General features: G+C 74.5%; 17 protein-coding genes and 1 pseudogene. 9 read left to right on the forward strand and 9 right to left on the reverse strand.

Annotated features, from left to right (window positions below; translation table 11 throughout):
- Positions 1-20 precede the first annotated feature (20 nt).
- Positions 21-1,322, reverse strand: a complete 1,302-nt coding sequence (locus tag PSU4_RS21205; protein WP_147111243.1) for an MFS transporter — start codon at positions 1,320-1,322, stop codon at positions 21-23.
- Between the two features lie 257 nt (positions 1,323-1,579).
- Between PSU4_RS21205 and PSU4_RS21210 the strand changes: the two genes are divergently transcribed.
- Positions 1,580-2,503, forward strand: coding sequence for a proteasome assembly chaperone family protein (locus PSU4_RS21210; protein ID WP_147111246.1), 924 nt, complete (start codon positions 1,580-1,582; stop codon positions 2,501-2,503).
- A gap of 50 nt (positions 2,504-2,553) precedes the next feature.
- On the opposite strand, the gene PSU4_RS21215 is transcribed toward PSU4_RS21210, so the two are convergent.
- The gene (locus PSU4_RS21215) at positions 2,554-4,878 is read right to left on the reverse strand and encodes a transketolase-like TK C-terminal-containing protein (RefSeq protein ID WP_147111286.1); all 2,325 of its coding nucleotides are present in this window, start codon (positions 4,876-4,878) and stop codon (positions 2,554-2,556) included.
- A gap of 151 nt (positions 4,879-5,029) precedes the next feature.
- Between PSU4_RS21215 and PSU4_RS21220 the strand changes: the two genes are divergently transcribed.
- Positions 5,030-5,548, forward strand: coding sequence for an Lrp/AsnC family transcriptional regulator (locus PSU4_RS21220; protein ID WP_147111249.1), 519 nt, complete (start codon positions 5,030-5,032; stop codon positions 5,546-5,548).
- A 10-nt stretch (positions 5,549-5,558) separates the two neighbouring features.
- Complete coding sequence (locus PSU4_RS21225; protein WP_147111252.1) at positions 5,559-6,878, forward strand: serine hydrolase domain-containing protein; 1,320 nt, start codon at positions 5,559-5,561, stop codon at positions 6,876-6,878.
- Positions 6,879-7,048: 170 nt separating this feature from the next.
- On the opposite strand, the gene PSU4_RS21230 is transcribed toward PSU4_RS21225, so the two are convergent.
- Genes PSU4_RS21230 through PSU4_RS21240 form a run of 3 tightly spaced genes read right to left on the reverse strand, consistent with a single transcriptional unit; the run spans position 7,049 to position 9,882 of the window.
- Positions 7,049-8,014 (reverse strand): NADPH:quinone oxidoreductase family protein, encoded by a 966-nt coding sequence (locus PSU4_RS21230; RefSeq protein WP_147111255.1) that lies wholly within the window; start codon positions 8,012-8,014, stop codon positions 7,049-7,051.
- A gap of 27 nt (positions 8,015-8,041) precedes the next feature.
- Positions 8,042-9,247: an MFS transporter gene (locus PSU4_RS21235; RefSeq protein WP_246115255.1), complete on the reverse strand. Its 1,206-nt coding sequence runs from the start codon at positions 9,245-9,247 to the stop codon at positions 8,042-8,044.
- Positions 9,244-9,882 (reverse strand): GntR family transcriptional regulator, encoded by a 639-nt coding sequence (locus tag PSU4_RS21240; protein ID WP_147111258.1) that lies wholly within the window; start codon positions 9,880-9,882, stop codon positions 9,244-9,246. Before PSU4_RS21240 ends, PSU4_RS21235 begins: the two co-directional genes overlap by 4 nt.
- A 61-nt stretch (positions 9,883-9,943) precedes the next feature.
- Between PSU4_RS21240 and PSU4_RS21245 the strand changes: the two genes are divergently transcribed.
- Together PSU4_RS21245 and PSU4_RS21250 are read left to right on the forward strand one after the other, a co-directional pair.
- On the forward strand, positions 9,944-10,816 hold the full coding sequence (locus tag PSU4_RS21245; protein ID WP_186817099.1) for a DMT family transporter: 873 nt from the start codon (positions 9,944-9,946) through the stop codon (positions 10,814-10,816).
- 91 nt (positions 10,817-10,907) lie between these two features.
- Positions 10,908-12,587 (forward strand): hypothetical protein, encoded by a 1,680-nt coding sequence (locus tag PSU4_RS21250; RefSeq protein ID WP_147111263.1) that lies wholly within the window; start codon positions 10,908-10,910, stop codon positions 12,585-12,587.
- Between the two features lie 282 nt (positions 12,588-12,869).
- Here the strand turns inward: PSU4_RS21250 and PSU4_RS21255 are convergent, their stop codons facing one another.
- Positions 12,870-13,355: a hypothetical protein gene (locus PSU4_RS21255; RefSeq protein WP_147111267.1), complete on the reverse strand. Its 486-nt coding sequence runs from the start codon at positions 13,353-13,355 to the stop codon at positions 12,870-12,872.
- Between the two features lie 326 nt (positions 13,356-13,681).
- Between PSU4_RS21255 and PSU4_RS21260 the strand changes: the two genes are divergently transcribed.
- Both PSU4_RS21260 and PSU4_RS21265 read left to right on the forward strand, forming a co-directional pair.
- Positions 13,682-14,230, forward strand: coding sequence for a hypothetical protein (locus PSU4_RS21260; RefSeq protein WP_147111270.1), 549 nt, complete (start codon positions 13,682-13,684; stop codon positions 14,228-14,230).
- Between the two features lie 29 nt (positions 14,231-14,259).
- Positions 14,260-15,309, forward strand: coding sequence for a DNA polymerase IV (locus tag PSU4_RS21265; RefSeq protein WP_246115256.1), 1,050 nt, complete (start codon positions 14,260-14,262; stop codon positions 15,307-15,309).
- Positions 15,310-15,314: 5 nt separating this feature from the next.
- Here PSU4_RS21265 and PSU4_RS21270 read toward each other — a convergent pair whose 3' ends face one another.
- Positions 15,315-16,334: a DNA double-strand break repair nuclease NurA gene (locus tag PSU4_RS21270; protein WP_147111274.1), complete on the reverse strand. Its 1,020-nt coding sequence runs from the start codon at positions 16,332-16,334 to the stop codon at positions 15,315-15,317.
- 223 nt (positions 16,335-16,557) lie between these two features.
- On the opposite strand from PSU4_RS21270, the pseudogene PSU4_RS33070 reads away from it, so the two are divergent.
- Positions 16,558-17,232: pseudogene (locus tag PSU4_RS33070) on the forward strand (VOC family protein); the annotation flags it as partial.
- 188 nt (positions 17,233-17,420) lie between these two features.
- On the forward strand, positions 17,421-18,062 hold the full coding sequence (locus PSU4_RS21280; RefSeq protein WP_246115257.1) for an IclR family transcriptional regulator: 642 nt from the start codon (positions 17,421-17,423) through the stop codon (positions 18,060-18,062).
- Between the two features lie 54 nt (positions 18,063-18,116).
- On the opposite strand, the gene PSU4_RS21285 is transcribed toward PSU4_RS21280, so the two are convergent.
- Both PSU4_RS21285 and PSU4_RS32525 read right to left on the reverse strand, forming a co-directional pair.
- Positions 18,117-19,304, reverse strand: coding sequence for a sugar ABC transporter substrate-binding protein (locus PSU4_RS21285; RefSeq protein WP_147111277.1), 1,188 nt, complete (start codon positions 19,302-19,304; stop codon positions 18,117-18,119).
- A gap of 188 nt (positions 19,305-19,492) precedes the next feature.
- A partial coding sequence (locus PSU4_RS32525) for an SbcC/MukB-like Walker B domain-containing protein (RefSeq protein WP_147111280.1) occupies positions 19,493-21,111 on the reverse strand: 1,619 nt, incomplete at its 5' end.

The following is a 21,111-nucleotide window of genomic DNA, read 5'->3' on the forward strand; positions in this document are numbered from 1 at the left end:
ACGCGTCGAGAGTTGACCGTTCAACTTTTGACCGTCTCGCGGCGGCGCTCGGCGAACACCTCGCGCAGCGGACGCACCGGGAACCCCTCGTCGGCCAGCTTCCGGCGGGCCCGCCGGCGCGCGATGATCACCCCGGCCAGCGCGATGCCCCACACCGCGTACTGGACCACCCATGCCGCGCGGAACGAGTCGGGCGTGTAGCCGCCGGCCAGGCCCAGCACGGCGCCGACACCGAGCGTCACCAGCAGCGACGCGGTGAAGCCGCCGATGTTGACGATCCCGACGGCCGTCCCCTGCCGGTGCCCGGGGTTGAAGGTGCGGGCGTAGTCGAACCCGATCATCGACGCCGGACCGCCTGCGGCCAGGACGACGACGAGCACGACGATCAGCCAGCGCGGCGCCGGGGCCGGGGTGAGCAGGACGGCCGTCCACGCGACGGCCGTCGCCATGATCACGCCGATGACCAGCCAGGACCGGCGCGTGGGGTGGCGGGCGGCGAACTCGCCGAACAGCGGGCCCGCGACCACCCCGACGAGGACGAGCAGCGTCAGGATCCCGCCGGCCGCCGCGGACGACATGCCCTGGCCGACGACGAGGTACGGCACGCCCCACATCAGCGCGAACACGGTGCCGGCGAACTGCGTGCCGGTGTGGGTCCACAGGCCCAACCGGGTGCCGGGCTCCGACCACGAGGCCTTGAGGGAGTCCGACACGGCCCGCCACGACGTCGCCGACACCGGGGTCGGGGCGCCCGCGGGCCGGTTGCGCAGCACCGCGGCGACGGCGATCGCCGCGGCCACGCCCAGGCCCGCGGCCGAGACGAACGCCGGTGTCCAGCCGCCCTGGTGCAGCAGCGCGGCGAACGGGAGGGCCGAGAGGATCTGGCCGCCCTGGCCGAGCAGGCCCGTCAGCTGGGTCATGACCGGCACCGTGCGCGGCGGGAACCACGCGTTCACCACGGACAGCACGCTGATGAAGGTCAGTGCGTCACCGGCGCCGACGAGGACCCGCGCGGCGATCGCGATCGGCAGCGTCTCGGCGAGCGCGAGCAGGAGCTGCCCCGACGCCATGACCAACGCGCCGACGACGACGAGCGTCCGGGCGCCGAAGCGGTCGAGGAGGATGCCGGTCGGGATCTGCAGCAGCGCGTAGACCAGCAGCTGCAGGACCAGGAACCCCGACAGCACCGCGGGGGCGGCGCCGAAGCGGTCGGCCGCGTCGAGACCCGCGACGCCGAACGACGTCCGGTTCATGACACCGATGAGGTAGGCGAACAGACCGACGGACCAGACCACCCACGGGCGGTAACCACTCATGCTCATGACTCGCTCCAGGATGCGCCCGGACGGGCCCGAAAGGACCCTGATTGCGGGCCGCCTCACGATGTGAGATGCATCGGCCGCGCAAGTCACCGCGGCCCGATCCCCCGCGCCCGGCCCCGGACCGGGACAATGGAACGGCTCGACGGCTCCACGGGATGCTGTGCGGGCTCCCGTGCGTTGTGCGGGAAGGCCGGGCACGTCGCCCGGCGACGGGTGCCCCGCACGGGGCGCGCGAGACGACGGCCGGAGGACACACGGTGCTCGACCCGCAGGAGCTCTACACGGTGGCCGACGACGCCCCGCAGCTGAGCGACCCGGTGCTGGTGGTCGTGCTCGACGGGTTCGTCGACGCGGGCAACGCGGCGCGGCTCGCCGCGGAGGCCCTTCTCGAGGGCCGGGAGACGACGCCGGTGGTCCACTTCGACGTCGACCAGCTCGTGGACTACCGCAGCAGACGTCCCCCGCTGCAGTTCGAGACCGACCACTGGGCCTCGTACTCGCCGCCGGTGCTCGACATCGTCGCGGTCACCGACACCGGCGACACCCCCTACCTGCTGCTGTTCGGCCCGGAGCCCGACAGCCAGTGGGAGCGGTTCGTCGCGGCGATCGAGCAGATCGTGCGACGGTTCGGCGTGCGGCTGGTGATCACGCTCAGCGGCATCCCGATGGCCGTCCCGCACACCCGCCCGATCGGCGTCACCGCCCACGCCACGCGTGCCGACCTCGTCGAGGGGCACACGGCGTGGTTCGGCAGCGCGGAGGTCCCCGGCTCGGCGACGGCGCTGCTGGAGTACCGCCTCGGCGAGGCCGGCCACGACGCCATGGGCTTCGCGGTGCACGTGCCGCACTACCTGGCCCGCGCGGAGTACCCGCAGGCGGCGCGCACGCTGCTCGACCACACGGGTGTCTCGGCGGGCCTGTTCCTGCCGACGGAGTCGCTGACCAAGGCGGCCGAGCGCACCGAGGTCGAGATCGCCGAGCAGGTCGAGAACTCCGAGGAGGTCGCGCAGGTCGTGGCCGCCCTGGAGCGGCAGTACGACACCGTCGCGGAGGCGGCCGGTGAGGGCGGCTCCGGCGGGCTCGGCGGCGAGCTGCCCAGCGCCGAGGAGCTCGCGGCCGAGGTGGAGCGTTTCCTCGCGATGCGCGACCCCGAGGACGAGCTCCCCGGCGACGACGGCTGACACCCCGTGAGTGGCGATGGTCGCCAGAGCGACCATCGCCACTCACGAGCTCAGTCGGTGACGTCCAGCGCCGCGGTGACGACGGCGTCGGCGTCGATGCCGTGGTGGCGGTAGACCGACTCCAGGTCGCCGGACTGGCCGAACCGGGACACACCGAGGTGCGTCGCCCGCACCTGGTTGATCCCGGCGAGGAACGCCAGCGTGTGCGGGTGCCCGTCGAGGATCGTGACGAGCGGCGCCGCCCGGTGGGCGGGGAACGCAGCGTCGAGCACCCAGGTGTCGGCGTCGCCGTGGCCCGCGCGGGCCTGGACGGCGTCGAACAGCAGCCCGGGGCTGGTCACGCACACGACGTCGGCGGCGATGCCCTGCTCGGCGAGCCGGTCGGCGGCGGCGAGGGCCTCGGGCACGATCGCGCCCATCGCGGCAATGGTGACGTCGGGCTTCCCCGGCGCACGCCGCAGCGGGTAGGCGCCGGCCACGACCTGCGTGCGACGGCGTTCGCGCGCCGCCGGGTCCGTCGGGACCGCGGCGAGGGTCTGGTCGATCGGGCGCGTCGAGAGCCGCAGGTAGGCCGACGTCCCACCGGGACGGCCCAGCCGCGCGAGCGAGGCCAGCAGCGTCCACTCGACGTCGATCGCGAACGCGGGCTCGTACGTCGTGCAGCCGGGCTGCTCCAGGCCGACCGACGGCGTCGTCACCGACTGGTGCGCACCGCCCTCCGGCGCCAGCGACACCCCCGACGGCGTGCCGACGAGGATCGACTGCCCGCCCGCGTAGATGCCGAACGACCACGGCTCCAGCGCCCGCTCGACGAACGGGTCGTAGAGCACGCCGATGGGCAGCAGCGGCTGACCCCAGCGGCTCCAGGTCGCACCCAGCTCCCCCAGCAGGCCGACGAGGTTGCCCTCGGCGATGCCCAGCTCCAGGTGCTGGCCGGTGGGTCGCTCGCGCCAGTGCAGGATCGTCTCGGGGTCGTCGTCGAACCAGTCGCGGCGCTCGTCGGCCGACCACACCCCGACCTTGTTCACCCAGCCGCCCAGGTTCGTCGACGACGACACGTCCGGGCACAGGGTGACGACGCGCGCCGCGGCCTCCGGAGCGGAGCGGGTCAGGTCGAGCAGGGTCCGGCCCAGCGCGGCCTGCGTGGTGGCCTTCCCGCTGGGGGTGCGACCGATGTCGGTGGGCACGTCGACCGTCGGCAGCGCGGGGACGGGCGCGCGGTGCAGCCGGGTGGCGGTCTCGCGGCACAGCTCGGCCGCGGCGGAGTCGTCGGCGAACCGGGCCCACGGGTCGTCGACCGAGGTGCCGACCGACGCGGCCAGCTCACCCAGCTGGTCGGCCGTCAGCAGCGACGAGTGGTTCTGCGGGTGCCCCGCCGTCGCCAGGCCGTGCCCCTTCACCGTGTAGGCGAGGATGACCGTCGGGCGGGTGTCGTCGATCGCGCGGAAGGCGTCACCGACCGCCTGCAGGTCGTGCCCGCCGAGGTTGCGGATCGCGGCGAGCAGCGTGTCGTCGTCGAGTGCGTCGACGAGTCCCTGCAGCTCGGGCGAGTCGGGCAGGCGTTCGCGCAGCTGGGCCGGGGTGCAGCGCAGCAGCCGCTGGTACTCGGGGTTGGGCATGTCGTCGATGCGCCGGCGCAGCGCGTCGCCACCCGGGCGTTCGAACAGCTCGTGCAGCAGCCGGCCGTACTTGACCGTGAGCACCTGCCAGCCCGCCGCCTCGAACATGCCCTGGATGCGGAAGGCGCCGATGTTGGGCACGACGCGGTCGAGCGACTGCCGGTTCAGGTCGACGATCCACACGACCTCGCCGAGCTCGGCGACCATCGGGTCGAGGATCGCCTCCCAGCAGGCGCCCTCGTCGAGCTCCGCGTCGCCGACCAGCGAGTACTGCCGGCCCGTGCCCGCGCCCCCGCCCTTGGAGTCGACGTAGCGGCGCGCCAGCGCACCCCAGATCGGGGCGGTCGCGCCGATGCCGACCGAACCCGTCGAGTAGTCGACCGGGTCCGGGTCCTTCGAGCGGCTCGGGTAGGACTGCAGGCCACCGAACTCGCGCAGCGTCGTCAGGTAGCGCTCGTCGAGCTCGCCGAGCAGGTAGTTCACCGCGTGCAGCACGGGCGAGGCGTGCGGCTTGACCGACACCCGGTCCTGGGCGCGCAGGTGCTCGAACCACAGCGCCGTCATGATCGTCACCATCGAGGCCGACGACGCCTGGTGCCCGCCGACCTTCAGCCCCGTCGGGTTGGGCCGCACCCGGTTCGCGTGGTCGATGATCGCCGTCGAGAGCCACAGCACCCGCTTCTCGACCTCCGTGAGCACGGCGAGCCGGTCGTCGGCGATCGCGGCGTCGGGGCCGGACGGCTGTCCGGACGTCATGGCGGTGGTCATTCCGATCACACTCCGGGCATCTGGGACGCAAGTTGCCCGCCCATCCGACCACCAGGCACCATGTCTGCACCAGTTCCCGGCCGCCGACCGTGCAGACTGCACGGTCGGCGTCACCCGCCACGTCCCGGAAAGGTGCAACGTGCCCAGTCCCGGCCCCCTCGACCCCCGCATCGATCCCACGGGCCACCGCATCGACGACGTCGACGCCCGGCTGCTGCTCGCCCTCTCGGAGAGCCCCCGCGCCACCGTCCTCGCCCTCGCCGAGCGGATGGGCATGTCGCGCAACACCGTCCAGGCCCGGCTGGCCCGCCTCGACCAGCACCGCGTCCTCGGCGGGTTCGAACGGCGCATCGACACCGCCGCGCTCGGCTACCCGCTCGTCGCCTACGTCACCGTCCAGGTCACCCAGAGCCGGCTCGACGAGGTCGGCGCCGCCCTCGGGCAGGTCCCCGAGGTGCTGGAGGTCCTCGGCATCTCGGGCCAGTCCGACCTGCAGGTCCAGGTCGTCGCCCGCGACGCCGACGACCTCTACCGCGTCGCCGGTGAGCTGCTCGCCGTCGACGGGGTCGAGCGCACGACGACGGGGCTCGTGATGCGCCGGCTCGTCGACTACCGGGTGGAACCCCTGCTCCGGCGTATCGCGGCGGGCTCCGGATAGCGTCCGGGGTGTGACAGAGCTGCTCCCCGGCACCGCCCGCACCCTCTACGCCCGCACCGCCCGCGCCCAGCGCGACGGCCGCGTCCCCGGGCTCGTCGCCGGCGTCGTGCGCGGCGGCGGGCTCGCCTGGTCGGCCGCCCGCGGCGACGTCGCCGAACCCCACCGCGACGTCGCGCACCGGCTCGGCTCGATCACCAAGACCGTCGCCGCCATCACCGTCATGCGGCTGCGCGACGAGGGCCGCCTCGACCTCGCCGACCCGCTCGAAAAGCACCTGCCCGGCACCCCGCTCGGCGACCGCACCCTCGGACAGCTGTTGTCCCACATGGGCGGCGCCACCTCCGAGAGCCCCGGCGGCTGGTGGGAACGGACCCCCGGCACGACGCTGGAGGGGCTCGGTCTCTCCCCCGCCGACGCCGTCCTCGCCCCGGCCCGCCGCTTCCACTACTCCAACCTCGGGTTCGGGCTGCTCGGCGAGCTCGTCGCCCGGGCCCGGGGTCGCAGCTGGGTCGAGGTCGCCCGCGACGAGGTGCTGCTGCCGCTGGGCATGACCCGCACGACTCCGCGCCCCGTCGCCCCTGCGGCGCAAGGGTTCGCGGTGCACCCGTGGGCCGACGTCCGCCAGCCCGAGCCCGAGCACGACGCCGTCGTCATGGCCCCCGCGGGACAGCTCTGGGCGAGCGCGACGGACCTCGCGCGCCTCGGCGCGTTCCTCCTCGGCGACACCGGCGACGTCCTCGCGACCGCGACGCTCGAGGAGATGTGCCTGCCGTCGGGCATCGACCCCGGCGACGCCCCCGGCTGGTCGTCCTACGGGCTCGGCGTGCAGGTGCGGCGCGTCGAGAGCGGCGCGACGCTCGTCGGGCACGGCGGCTCGATGCCGGGCTTCCTCGCCGGGCTGTGGGTCGACCGCGAGGAGGCCACCGGCGCCCTCGCGCTGGCCAACACCACCTCGGGTCTCGACGGCGGGCTGCCCGCCGCGCTGCTCGCCGACGTTCGCGAGGCCGAGCCCCACATCGTGGACGCCTGGCGGCCGTCGGCGTCGCCGGTGCCCGTCGAGCTGCTCGGCCCCTGGTACTGGGGTCCGTCGCCGTATGCGCTACGCGCGATTCCCGGCGGGCTGCTGCACCTGGGCGGGCTCGGCCGGCCGGGGCGGGCCAGCCGGTTCCGCCCGGGTCCCGCCGGCACCTGGATCGGCATGGACGGCTACTTCGCCGGGGAGACGCTGCGCCTGGACCCGGTGGCGCTGAACCTGGCGACGTTCGTCTTCACCCGCACCCCCTACGACCCTGCGGCCCCGGTCCCGGGCGGCACCTGTGAGTGGCGATAGTCGCTATAGCGACTATCGCCACTCACGACCCCGGGACGGGCCGGCGCGCAACCTCACGGTCGTCCTCGGGTCCTCGGACAGCGGTGAGGTTGCGCACCGATGTTCGCGCGCAACCTCACTGTCGTGCCGACGGCTGCGGACAGCGGTGAGGTTGCGCGCGGGTCGTCTGGTCAGGGCTGCAGGACGACCTTGCCGGTGACCCGGCGCTCGTCGATCAGGGCCAGCGCCGCCGCCGCCTCGTCGAGCGGGAACGTCTGCGAGACCACCGGGTCGAGGGCCCCGGAGCGCAGGTGCGGCAGCAGGTCGGCCCACTGCCCGTGGATGTAGCCCTCGTGGGCCAACGCGTAGCCGCCCCACGCGACGCCGACGACCTCGGTGTTGCCCAGTAGCAGCCGGTTCACCTTCACCGTGGGGATCTCGCCCGCGGTGAACCCGACGACCAGCACGCGACCGAAGGGGGCGAGCGAGCGCAGCGAGTCGGTGAACCGGTCACCACCGACGGGGTCCACCACGACGTCCACGCCGCGGCCGCCGGTCAGTTCGCGGGCGGCGTCCTTGAACCCGTCGACGAGCACGGTGTCGTGCGCGCCCGCGGCCCTGGCCACCTCGGCCTTCTCCGCGCTCGACACGACGGCGATCACGCGCGCACCCATGGCCCGTGCCAGCTGTGTGACGGCGGTGCCGATGCCACCCGCCGCGCCGTGGACCAGCACGTCGTCGCCCTCGCGGAGCCGGCCGCGGACGGCCAGGGTGAAGTGGGCGGTGAGGTAGTTCATCGGCAGGCAGGCGCCCGCGGCGAAGGACACCTCGTCGGGCAGCGGGACGACGTGGTCGGCCGCGACCGCGGCGACCTCGGAGAAGGCGCCGTAGACCGAGAAGGCCGCGACCCGGTCGCCGGCGGCGAACCCCGACCCGGCGGGTGCCTCCCGGACGACGCCGGCCAGCTCGGAGCCGAGACCGAAGGGCGGGTCGGGCTTGTACTGGTAGAGCCCGCGGGTGAGCAGGACGTCGGGGAAGTTCACCCCGGCGGCGCGGACGTCGATCACCACCTGCCCGTCGGCCGCCGCGGGCTCCTCGACGTCGCGCACCTCGACCGCCGCCGGACCGTCGAGCCGGACCACCTGAACCGAACGCACCCGTACCTCCTCGTACCGCTGGGCTTCTCAGCCCATCCTCGCCGGAGACCGCGGGGCCGCGACCGGTAGGTGTGAGCGACTCGACGCCGCGATCGTCACCGTCCCGGCCGCCGCGATCACGACGAGCGCCCCCAGCAGCCACGGATAGCCGACGACGTGCGCGGCCACGGCGAGCACCGTCGGCAGCAGGAAACCGATGTAGGCCAGGGCGTAGTAGACGCCGGTGAGCCCCGCGAGGTCCTCGGGCCGGGCGAGCCGCTGGATCTCCAGCAGCCCGGCGACGACCGCCACCCCGTACGCGGCGCCGAGCACGATCGCGGCGCCCAGCGCGAGCCACGGCGAGCGCTCGACGGCGGCGACGACACCGAACGCGAGCCCGCCCGACATGACGATCATCGAGACGACGACGGCGCGTGCGTCGGTACGCCGGTCGAGCCGCTTGGCGATGGGCTGCACGGCCGCGCCGGTGAGCAGGGTCGCGACGGTGAGCAGCGTCGAGTAGGCCAGGCCCCACGAGCCGAGCCGGTCGCCGACGAGCTGCGGCATGATCGCGTAGGCGACGCCCGCCGAACCGAAGATCCACGGCGCCATCGGGAGGACGACGCGCAGGAACCGCGGGTGCCGGGCCGCGCGCAGCGGCGGGACGTGCGTCCCTGTGCCGCCGGGGACGGTCTCGGGGACCCGGGGCAGCAGCGTGAGGGCGGCGATCGTCAGCACCCCGTGCACGACGTAGGGCAGCTCCATCGGCAGCGGGCCCCACTGCGCGAGCACCCCGGCGACGCCCGCGCCCAGGCCGAACCCGAGTGTCAACGACAGTGCGGCGCGGCGGGCCCCGGTGCCGGCGGGCGCGTCGTCGAAGGGCGGTTCCGACAGTTCCTTCACCCACGTCGACCCGACCGCCATGGCGACGGCGACAGCGGTGCCGGTGGCGAAGCGTCCGGCGAAGATCGGGACGGGGCCGGTCTCGCCGAGCGCGAGCAGGACGCTGGCCAGCAATGACATGACGGTGCCCGCGAGCATCAACGGGCGCCGGCCCCAGCGGGCGCACAGCCGTCCGGCGAGCAGGAGCGTCGGAACCACGCCGACGACGTAGGCGCCCAGGAACGCGTCGACGGTCAGCACCGAGTAGCCCGCCGCGTCGCGGTACATGATCAGCAGCGGGGTGAACTGGTTGCCGCCCCAGCCGCAGCAGAACATGGCCGCGGCGACGGCGAGCCAGGCCTTCCGGTTCACCGGGTCGGCCGGTGCGTGCCGTCGAGGTGCGCCGGGAGCAGGGCCGCAAACCGCGCGGCGTCGAGGGCCTCGATGGCGTCGACCAGGGCGGCGTGCTCGTCGACCACCACGGCGACCTGGTCGGGGTTCGGCGCCAGCGCGTGGATGCTCATGCGGCGCTGCCGGTCGCCGAGCGTGGCGTAGAAGCGGGCGGTGAGCCGGTTGCCCCCGGCGTCGACGATCGTGCGGTGGAAGGCCTCGTCGGCGGCCGCGACCGCGGGCAGGTCGCCGCGTGCGGCGTGGCGGCGCTGCACGTCGAGGGCGGCCCGCAGGCGCTCGACGGCGGCGGGGACGTCGGTGGGACGGCGCAGCAGCCGGCGGACGGCCGCGGTCTCGACGGCCTCGCGCGCGTCGAGCACGTCGTCGGCCTCCCCGACCGTCACCGGCACGACCACGGCCCCGCGCTTGGGGATGAGCTCCAGCAGCTCCTCGGACTGCAGCCGCAGGAACGCCTCCCGCACCGGGGTGCGGCTCATCCCGAGCCGCTGGGCGATGTCGCCCTCGCTGAGCAGGTGGCCGCCGGGGAGGTCGCCGGACAGGACGAGCTCCTTGGTGGCGGCGTAGGCGCGGTCGGCCGCGGCTTCCCTGGAGGGCATGTCGCGACCCTACGGCATAGATGCAAGCTTGTATCCATGGTGTGCGCCGTACGGTGAGCACGTGGCGGGGGCACGGGCGTGGGGGCTGTTCGCGGCCGTCTCCGTGCTGTGGGGCGTGCCGTACCTGTTCATCGGTGTCGCGCTGCGGTCCGGGTTCGGCCCGGTCTCCCTCGCCGCCGCCCGCGTCGTGCTCGCCGCGCTCGTGCTCGCCCCGTTCGGCCTGCGCCGCGCCCGGCGGGAACTGCTGCGCGGCCGGGGCGGGCGGCTCGCGGTACTCGCCGTCGTCGAGGTCGTCGTCCCGTTCGTGCTCATCCCCGTCGGCGAGCAGACGGTCGCATCCGGCACCGCCGCCGTCGTCATCGCGACCGAACCACTGTTCGTGCTGGTCACCGGCCTCGTGCTGGGCACCCGGGCCCGGCCGGGGACGGCGGCGGTGATCGGGCTGCTCGTCGGCCTCGGCGGTGTCGCCGTGCTGTCGGGCGTCGCCGGTGGCGGCATCGGTGTCGTGCCGCTCGTCGCAGCCGCCGCCTGCTACGCCGTCGGCGCCGTGCTCATCAGCCACTGGTTCGGCGACGTCCCCGCCCTCGGGGTCGCCGCCGCGATGCTCGCGATCGCCGCGCCGCTGCTCGTCGTCGCCACGCTCGTCCTGGAACCGCTCCCGACGCCGACCCTCGCGGGACTCGCCGCCATCGGCGCGCTCGGGGTCGGCGCCACCGCGGTCGGGTTCGTCGCCTTCTTCGCCCTCGTCGCCACCTCCGGACCCGACCACGCCGCGCTCATCACCTACGCCGCGCCCGTCGTCGCCGTCGCCTGCGGCGCGCTCCTGCTCCACGAACCCCTCGGTCCACGGACCCTCCTCGGCACCGCGCTCGTCTTCGCAGGGGCGTGGCTGGCAACCCGACCGCGGCCCGCGCAACCTCCCTCGCGCGAGTGACACGACCATCCGCCGACGTCACCGCGCGCGACCCCGCTGTCACCCTCCCCCGCCTGTCGCCGGGGATCTCCGAGCTGGAAAAGTTGGGTCGATGCGTCTGGTCTTCGCGGCACACGAACACGAGGAGTACGGACTCGTCCGCGACCGGCTGCTGACCGCGGTCCTGGCCCGGTCCCGGCGGCTCGGCCGCGAGGTCGATCCCGTGCTCGTCGGAGCCGCCCTCGACTACAAGATCGGTGTCGACGGGCGGCTCGGCCGCTGGACCCGCCGCCACGTCGCCGACGCCCTCGCCGTGTGGTTCCCCCGCACCGTGGCCGTCGCCGACAACGAGTGGGCCGAGATCCCCCACGCCCTGCACGGCCTGTTCGCCCTCCTCGCCGAACAGGACCACCTCGACGGCGGCTCCGCCCCCGTCCAGGAACTGCACGACCAGGTCGCCGACTCCACGCCCGCCCTCTACGACGCGATGGCCGACGAGCGCAACTACGACCTCGGCAAGTTCTGGAACGTCCAGATGATGCGCCACGACGTCGACAAGGCCGACGTCCTCGCCGTGCAACGCTTCCTCGAGCAGGCCACCCGCGGCGAGCTCGACATCGACCGCGACGCCCTCGCCGCCGTCACCCGCGAGGAGACCCGCCGCCGCGAGCAGCCCGACGACACCCCCCCCACCCCCGGACCGGTCCTGCTGCCCTCGGCGGCCACCCTCGTCGAGAGCGCGTCGGCATCATCGGCGCTGGAACGGTTGCGCGCCTTCACCTACTGGATCCGCGCCGGACGCCGCCTCACCCGCGACGGCCGACTCCACCTCGCCGACGCGCTCGCCCTCGCCGAAGCCCTCGGCCTCGACCACTTCTACCGCGACACCGCCCGCACCAGCGACGACCTCCCCGACGTCGCCCTGCTCGTGTCGTGGGCGCGCCAGGCCCGGCTCGTACGCGTCGTCAACCGGCGGCTCGTACCCGTCAAGGGCTCCGGCCCGCTGCTGCACCGCCCCATCGAGTTCTTCCGCCGCGCCTTCGACGCCCTCGCCCGCCTCGGCGACCACTTCGGCGGTACCGACGTCTTCGGCGCCCCCTCGCTGTTCAGCATGTCGCTCGGCGAGGCCTTCCCCGTGCTCTGGTACGACCTCTACCAGGCAGGCGGCGGCCCCGTGCCCATCGAGCACTTCTACCGCGTCGTCCGCGACACCGTGAACGGCCAGTTCGGCTGCGTCGTCGACGACCTCGCCGGCGACGTCGAACAGCGGCTCTGGCGCCGCGACGTCACCGCCCTGCTCGACGCCATGGAGCTCCTCGGCGCCGTCGAGCTGGAGGAGAGCACCGACCACGACCACCTCGCCGCCCTCGCCGGCCGCGACGACCCCGACCCCACCGTGGTCTCGCTGACCCCCATCGGCATCTGGGTCTGCAACCAGCTACTGCTCGAGCAGGGCGTGCACGCGCCGCTGGTCGGCGAGTACTCCGACGAGGACGTCGAGTACGTCTGCGTGCGGATGTCGGGCTGCCGCCCCGAGATCGCCGAGGCCGAGCTCGCCGCCTGGGTCGCCGCCCGCGACCCGCGCACCGCCGCCCACGAGCTCACCCGGTTCCTGCGCCGCACCGACGACCCCGGCCACCGCGGGCTCGTCGTCGCCGCGCTCGCCCGGACCGGGGAGGGCGGCCACGAGGTGACGCGACGGCTCGAGGAGCACGCCGCCCGCCGCAGCCGCCGCGCCCCCGACGCCGCGCCCCCCATCCCCGAGCCGCGCGTCGCCGTCGTCCGCTCCTGACGTCCGCGCGCAACCACACTGCTGCGAAGCGGCCCCGGCACGACCGTCAGGTTGCGGCCGGACCTTCGCGCGCAACCACACTGCTGTCCTTGGGCCCCGGCACGACCGTCAGGTTGCGCCCGGACATTCGCGCGCAACCACACTGCTGTCCTTCGGCCCCGGCACGACCGTCAGGTTGCGCCCGGACATTCGCGCGCAACCTCAGTGCTGTCCTTGGGCCCCGGCGCGACGGTGAGGTTGCGCCCGGACGTGCGAGGGCAACCTCGTCGTGGTCGAGCCGGGTCAGGCGCTGCGCTGGTGCGGGATCCGGGCGGCGACGTCGATGCGGCGGGCGAGGGACGTCGTGTCACGGGTCAGGTGGTAGTGCCCGTGGGTGGAGCGGTTGCAGCGGTAGGAGCGCATCGGCTGCGCGCCGAGCGACTCGAACTCGCGCCCGGCCTGCTCGGCGGACTCACGGTCGGGGTAGATGACCTTGCCGTCGGTGCGGCCGCCCTGACGTCGCGGGGCGGCGCCGCTCATCTCCGCGCGGCTGGGCCGGCAGAACTGCGGGCCGCCGTCGGAGCGCAGGCGCGCGTGCCGCAGGACGACGGCGGCGCGGGCGGGGTCGCGGACCGGCGTGCGGGGCACCGGGATCATGGGGACCACGGTGGCCGTCGGGGCGGGGGTCGGCGCGTCGTCGGGGGCGGTGCGGGGCGCCCCGATCACGGTCTCGCCGTTGCCGTGCGTGCCGTCGGGACGGGTCGCGTCACCACTCGTGTGGCGGTCCATGTCGTCCTCCGTTCGCCGTTGTCTGAGCATCGCTGATCGGACGGCGTGTCGTTAGCCGTGCACCGACCGCTTCGCCCGTTCGTGTGACCCCGGAACGATTCGTGACAGCGGGTCAGATTGGAACGCTCCGGCCCGCGTCGATCACCGCTTCGTGGTGGCCGCATACGGCCGTCCGGATCACCGCTGGTGAGCGGGTCGTCGACGGTCGGTCACGCGGCACCGTATGGTCGGTCGGCTGGGACGGCGGTCGTCACGGACTGCCCCTACCCTTCCCCTCGCCGTCGCCGACGGGACGACCCCGGCGCCGAGGGCACGGGAGGTCCGCGATGCAGTGGTCCGACGCGTTCGTGACGACCGGGGAGGGGCCCGGCGTCTTCGCCGTGGTGCCCGGGCACCGCCACGTCGTGCTCGACTGGATCGCGCGCCGTCGCCCGCCGCTGGTCGTGGCGCGTGAGGTCGGGTCGCCACCCGTCGACGCCTGGGTGGTCCTCGACGGCGGCATCCTGCGGACCCACCGCCATCGTCGCGAGCCGGCCTGCGACCACGGGGCACCCGAGTCCTGCCCGCCCGACGGAAGGGACGGGGTCGTGCTGGCGCCCGGCATGCGGGTCGTCGGCTGGGCGGCACTGCGCCTCGTCGCCGGTGACCTCGACCTCGGCCTCCCCACCGGCTCCCTGCCGGGCGAGCCGTCCGTCCCCGCCGATCTGGCGTCGCTGCGCCACCGCTACACGACGACGGAGCCGACCGACCCCGGTGTCGCCGAGCAGGCCGAGCTCCTCGCCTCCTGCACCGACGTCCGGATGCTGCGCTGGGTGTCGACTGCGCTGGCCGCGACCGCTCCCCCGATGGCCGTTGCGGACCTGCGGGGCGTGTGAGCAGTACCGTCGACGTCCACACTGGGCGGATGGCGGGGCGGATGGCGGGGCGCTGGGTGCTGCACGTCGACCTCGACCAGTTCATCGCGGCGGTCGAGGTGCGGCGGCGGCCGGAGCTGGCGGGGCTCGCCGTGGTCGTCGGCGGACGGGGTGACCCGACCGAGCGTGCGGTCGTCGCGACGGCGTCGTACGAGGCCCGCGAGTTCGGGGTCCGATCGGGGATGCCGCTGCGCACGGCGGCGAAACGCTGTCCCGACGCCGTGTTCCTGCCCGCCGACAACCCCGCCTACGAGGCTGCCTCCGACGAGGTGATGACGGTGCTGCGGTCATTCCCGGTGGTCGTCGAGGTGATGGGCTGGGACGAGGCGTTCCTCGGCGTGGTCACCGACGACCCCGAGGCGCTCGCACACGACGTGCAGCGCGCCGTCGCCGAGCGCACCGGGCTGTCGTGCACGGTCGGGATCGGGGACAACACGTTGCGCGCCAAGATCGCCACCGAGTTCGGCAAGCCCGCGGGCACGTTCCGGCTGACCCGCCACAACTGGTTCGCGACGATGGGCGACCGCCCCACGACGGCGCTGTGGGGCATCGGCACCCGCACCGCGCGCCGCCTCGACGAGCTGGGCTACCGGACCGTCGCCGAGCTCGCCGAGGCCCGGCCCGGCGAGCTCGCCGAGCGCATCGGTCCGGCGATGGGGCCCTACTACGTGCAGCTGGCGCGTGGGATCGGGCGCGAGGAGGTGTCCGACGCCCCGCACGTCGCCCGGTCCCGCAGCCGGGAGACGACGTTCCAGACCGATCTCGACGACTGGGCCGTCGTCGGCGAGGAGATCGCCGTGCTGGCCCGCCGGGTGGCCGACGACGTCGCCGCCGAGGGGAGGCCTGCCGTGCGGATCGGCGTCAAGCTGCGGTTCGCACCCTTCACGACACGCGGCCGCAGTGCGACGTTGCCGGCGCCGGCGTCGGCACCGGAGGAGCTCGTCGCCGGGGCGCTCGCGGTGCTGGACCTGTTCGAGGAGCGCTACCGGGCGCGGCCGGTGCGCCTTGCCGGGGTGCGGGCGGAGTTCCCGCCGCCCTGACCGGGTCAGTGCACCGGAACCGCGACCGGCGTGTCCGCGGTGTCCCACGCCGCCCGGCGCAGCGCCCGGTAGATCACGCCCGCGTCGCCCAGCCGCCTGCGCAGCAGCCGTTCCAGCCCGCCGATCGGATAGAGGTTCTGGGGGGCGCGGGAGTCCTTGTAGCCGTCGGAGGCGTAGCGCGGCAGCGTCACCTGGGACAGTGCCGCCATCGCGATCGCGTCGGCCGGCGGCTGGGCGGCGCTGCACTCCAGGCGGACCACGCCCGCCCACGGCGAGCCCGGCCCGGTGGGCAGCCGCATGTACCAGGTGTAGCGCTGCCACGACGTGCCCAGCAGGAACACCGGCGTCCGCTCCCCCGGCGCGAGCGTCGCGACCAGGGCGTCGAGCTCGGGCTGCAGCCGCTGCAGGTAGCGGGTCCGGTGCGTCTTGACGTAGCCGAGTGCCCGCGGCAGGTGCTGTCGCCCGCGCAACGGACCGTCGACCACCAGCAGGTCGTCGTCGCCGGTGCCGGCCTCGGTACGGGCGCGGCCGGCCGCGTCGACCTCGACCGCGGCGAGACGTCCCTGCAGGGCGAGGCTCAGGTTCTGGGCGGGTGCGAGCCCGCCACCGGCCGGGACCACCTCGGCCACGTACCGGCCCGCGGGGGTGACGACGTCGGTCGCCCCCGCCGCCGACGTCAGCAGCGACCGCGCGACCGTCACCGCGACCGGCTCGGCCCGCTCGCCCGCGCAGCACACGACGCCCGCGGCGTAGGACGCGCACAGCGCCGCCGTGCTCGATCCGGGGCCGATGTCGGCCGACCCGTCGTCGACCCAGGCCTGCGCGTCCACCCGCCGCACCCCGTCGACGAACAGCGTCGCCGCGGGCGGGCGCACCCGCGGGTCGGGCGCGACGGGCTCCCAGCGGTCGGCCGGCAGCTCCACGGCGACGTCGACGCTGGCGTCGGACGTGGCGGCCTCGTCGCCCGCGTCGGCGTCGAGGCCCGTGCCGTAGGACGGATCCCACGGGTCGACGGTGAACCGCATCCTCGGGTCCTCCCTGTCGTCGCGGCGGTGTCGGGTGCGCCTCCGATCGTCGCCGATGCCCGCCGCGCCGCGGCCCCCGACCCGCCGAGCGGCCCGCTCGGATGCGCCGAACCGCCCGAATGCGGCAGCCACCAACCGTTCACCGATCGACCCGCGCGAACTGTCGGTGGGTGGTGCCACGCTCGCGGTCCGAAGCAGTGCGACGCACTCACGGAGGTGTGCGATGGCCACTCACGAGGGCCCGTGGCAGGCGGGGACGCCGTGCTGGGTCGACCTGACGGTTCCCGACGTCGCTGCGGCGACGCGGTTCTACGGGTCGGTGCTGGGCTGGACGTTCGTCGACACCGGACCCGACTTCGGCAACTACCGGATCGCCCAGTCCGGCGGCCGGGCCGCGGCGGGTATCGGCCCCGTCATGCAGGAGGGCCAGCCGTCGTTCTGGACCGTCTACGTCGCCTCGGACGACGCCGACGCCACCGCGAAGCTGGTGTCCGACAACGGCGGCACCATCATCGCCGGGCCGATGGACATCCCGGGCAGCGGGCGGATGCTCATCGCCGCCGACACCGTAGGCGCGGTGTTCGGGGTGTGGCAGACCCTGGGGATGGACGGCGCGCAGGTCGTCAACGAGCCCGGGGGCCTGGTGTGGGAGGACGCGCGGCTGACCGACCCGGAGTCGGCGCGCGCCTTCTACGCGTCGGTGTTCGGCTACACCTACGACGCCGTCGAGGGCGCCCCGGGCGACTACACGACGTTCTCGCTCGCCGGGGAGGTCAAGGGCGGTATGGGCGGCCTGATGGGGGCGCCCGAGGGCACCCCGAGCCACTGGATCGCCTACTTCGGGGTCGCCGACGTCGACGCGGCGGTCGCCGCGGTGCAGGCCGGCGGGGGCGCGGTGGTGATGGCGCCGGAGAGCACCCCGTTCGGGCGCATGGGCATCGTGGCCGACCCGTTAGGGCGCCCCGTTCTGCGTGCACGGACCGGTTCCGGACTGACCGGCCGCCGCCCGACAGGCCCCGCATCTCGCCACCCGTCCATGGTGACGACGGCGGGGCCGCACGGGATGCCCGGCACTAGACTCGGGTCGTGGATTACCTGGTCAGCGGCGTCGGGGTGCTCGACAAGACCATGCATCTGCTCAACCAGATCGAACGCCGCCAGCCGCTCGGTTTCCAGGAGCTCGCCGAGTCCGTCGTGTTCCCGCGGACCACGACGCACCGCCTCGTCGCGGCGCTGGAGACCCACGGGTTCGTGCGCCGCGACGAGCGTGGACTGCTCGTCACCGGTAGCCGGTTCGCCACCGCGACCCTGTCCCAGATCGCGACGCCCGTCCTGGAGCGTCTCTCCGCCGACACCGGCGAGAGCACGCAGCTGTTCGTCCGCCGGGGCCCGCACCGGCTCGTGGTGGTCTCGATCGAGTCGTCGGAGGAGCTGCGCACGATGGTGCCCGTCGGGGCGCTGCTCACCGTCCACAAGGGGTCGGCGGGCCGGTTGCTGCTCGGTGACGAAACCGCCCTGCGGGCCGGGTGGGTGCAGAGCGTCGGGGAACGCGCGGCCGGGATCGCGTCGGTCAGCGCCCCCGTCCACGGAGGTCGTCAGGTCGTCGCGGCGGTGTGCCTGTCCGGCCCCGTCGAGCGGCTGGGCACCGACCCGGGCTCCCGCTACGCCGAGCAGGTGATGGCCGCCGCGAAGGAGATCGAGATCGCGGCGGCCACGTCGGCGGGCTGATGCCGGCGCCGCGCGCCACGGGCAGGTGCCCGCGGCGCGCGGCCCGGCTCCTCGTCACGACGCGGGCAGGCCCCAGAGCTGCAGGAACCCGGCCGGCAACGCGCCGCCGTAGCCCTTGCCGACCTCCGGCGGAACACCGGACTCGTTCACGTTCGTCTTGTCCCAGATGCGGATCGGGGTCCGCTCGTCGACCGTCGGCTGGCCGAGCAGGATCCGGAAGGCCTGGTCCATCGAGGCGTAGCCGATGCCGACGGTGTCCTCCCCGACGTTCATGGCCACGATGTCGCCGTCCTGGATGAGCTTGAGGGCGTACGGCGAGCCGTTGTAGCTGACGACCTTGACCTGGCCGACCCGGCCGAGGGTCTGGATCGCGGGCACCGCGCCGGCGACCATCGCGTCGTAGAGCGGGTAGACGTAGTCGATCGACGGGTCGGCGGTGAGCGCGGACTGGATCTCGCTCTGGGTCTTGGTGTTCCAGTCCGACACCGGGATGTTCTTGACCGTGACCTTGCAGGCCGGGCACTCCGCGGCGAACTCCTTGCTGATCGTGTCGAGTGTCGCCGGGCTCGGGAGCACGTCGGCGCCGCCGATGAGCAGGACGTTGGCGTTGGCGCCGGAGTCGGCGATGATCCAGTCGGCGGCTGCCTTGCCCGCGACGTTGAACGGGGCCGTGACCAGCGCGGTCACCCCGGCAGCACAGCCCTCGCAGGCCGGGGGTACGGGCGAGGAGTCGTCGTAGAAGTGGGTGACCAGCACCGGGATGCCGGCGGCCTTGGCCGCCTCGAGCTGGGGTTGGAGGGTGCGCGGGTCCGGGGCGGTGCTGAGCACGATGATGTCGGGTTTCGCGGTCAGGGCCGTGTTCATGCCCTGCACCCACTCCGACGGTTTGCCCTGGTTGGGATAGATGGTGAACTCCATCCCGACCTTCTGGGCGATCGCCTGCATCGTCTCCTGGATGCTCTGGTTGAACGGGTTGGGCACCAACGGGATGAGGAACATCCGCTTGCCGCGCAACGTGGTCGGGTCGATCGGCGGCCCGGGCGGGGTGAAGGTCGGCAGCCCCTTGTACGTGGCGACGTTGTCGGTCACCGCGGACGAGACCGTGTTGGCGGCCCCGGAGGCCGGGGCGCCCGCGCTGCCCCCACCGCCGGTGCTGCACGCCGTCAGGGCGAGCGCGAGCGCCGCCACCGCGACGATTCCGCGGCGTACCAGCCGCGTGCTGACAGGACGAACGATCCCCATGGGAGTCCTCCGGTGCGGCCGTCGAGGGCGGCGGGCAACGCTGCCCGTCCACTATTTGGACATCACATCACCGCATGCTGGAAGCTAGCGGCTTCCGACGATCGAGGACAAGCGACCGGACATCGCAATTTCGGCGTTCGGCGTCGGGGCCCGGGGCGGGCCCGCCGCTCGTCGTCCGGACATTTCGCTCAGGGGCCTTCCCGCACCACCGAGGCGGTTCGCTGGTCGCGGCTCACGGCGAAGCGCACCGGGACGCGCTCGGCCAGCGCCGCGACGTGGGTGATCACACCGACCATCCGGTCGCCGCGCGCGGCGAGGTTCTCCAGCGTGGTGGCGACGACCTCGAGGTTCGCCTCGTCGAGCGTGCCGAAGCCCTCGTCGAGGAAGATCGAGTCGAGCCGGGCGGCGCCGTCGGCGGCCAGCGACGACATCTGCGCCGACAACGCCAGCGCGAGCGCGAGACTCGCCTGGAACGTCTCCCCTCCCGACAGCGTCTTCACCGGCCGGTGGGCGTCGGCGTCGGCATGGTCGACCACGACGAACTCGCCGTTGTCGTGGGTCAGCTCGAACTGGCCGCCCGACAGCTCGGCCAGGCTCGCCGACGCGTCGGCGACCAGCACGTCGAGTGCCGACGCGACCAGCCACCGCGGGAACCGGTCGGACTTGAGCAGCTGGCCGAGCATCCGCGCGACCTGCTGGTTCTCCTCCGCCGCGGCGCGGTCGGCCCGCAGCTTCGCCGACTCTGCGACGCGCTCGGCCAGCCGGTCGCGGCGGGCCTGGGCCTTGGCGTGCTCGGTGGCGACGACCGACGCCGCCCGCTGCACGAGCCGGTCGGTCTCCTCGGCGGCCGACCCGGTGCCGCGGGGCGGGGCCAGGTCGTGGCGGCCGAGGTCGTCGAGCAGGTCGGCGGTGAGCGCGTCACGACGGGTCCGGGCCGCAGTCACGGCGTCGCGCTCGGCGGCGAGGCGGGTGCCGCGCTCGGCGGCGGCCGCCGCGGCCCAGCCGGCAAGCGTCTCCCAGGCGGCGACGAGGTCGTCGCCCGAGAGCGCCGGGGCGCCGAGCACGACGAGGGGGTCGCGCGCACTGCGCAGCACGTCCCACGCCGCGGCCGCCGCCCGTTCCGCCGCCGTCGACGCCGCGGCCGCCGCGGCCGCCTCGGAGTGGGCGGCGCGCAGGGCCTCGGCCGCGGACCGGGCGGTCGCGTCGAGGGCGTCGATCCGCTCGAGAGTGCCGAGGATCTCGTCGGGGGCCGCGGCGTCGGCGAGCGCGGCGACGAGCCCGTCGATGCGGGTGTCGAGCGCGGTGAGTGCCGAACGGGCGGCCTGTTCGGCGCGGGCGGCGGCGGTCTCGCGGGCGCGGGCGGCACCCAGAGCGGTGTCGGCGTCGGCGAACGCCGCAGCCGACGTCCTGGACGCCTCGGTCGCGGCGGTGCGTTCGGCGCGGGCGGGCCCGGCGGCGGCGTCGCGGTCGTCGACCGCGGCGGCGGCCCAGCCGGCGAGGGCCGCCCAGGCGCCGGGCAGGTCGTCGTCCGCGACGGCGGGCGCACCCAGCCCGACGAGCGGGTCGCGGGCCGACCGCAACGCCCCGGCGGCACGGCCCAGCTCGGCACGCACGGTCTCGACGGCAGTGGCGGCGGAGTCGCGCTCGGCGCGGGCGCGGCGCAGCGCGGCGTCGGCGCGGACCACCTCGGCCTCGGCGTCGTCGAGCCGGCGCAGCTCGGCACGCAGGGCGGCCACGTTCCCGACGCCGTCGACCGCCGCGCGCAGAGCGTCGATCTCGGTGTCGAGCCGGGCCAGCTCGGTCGCGG

Origin of the sequence: Pseudonocardia sulfidoxydans NBRC 16205 (assembly GCF_007989085.1) — a bacterium.
Classification (GTDB): Bacteria; Actinomycetota; Actinomycetes; order Mycobacteriales; family Pseudonocardiaceae; genus Pseudonocardia; species Pseudonocardia sulfidoxydans.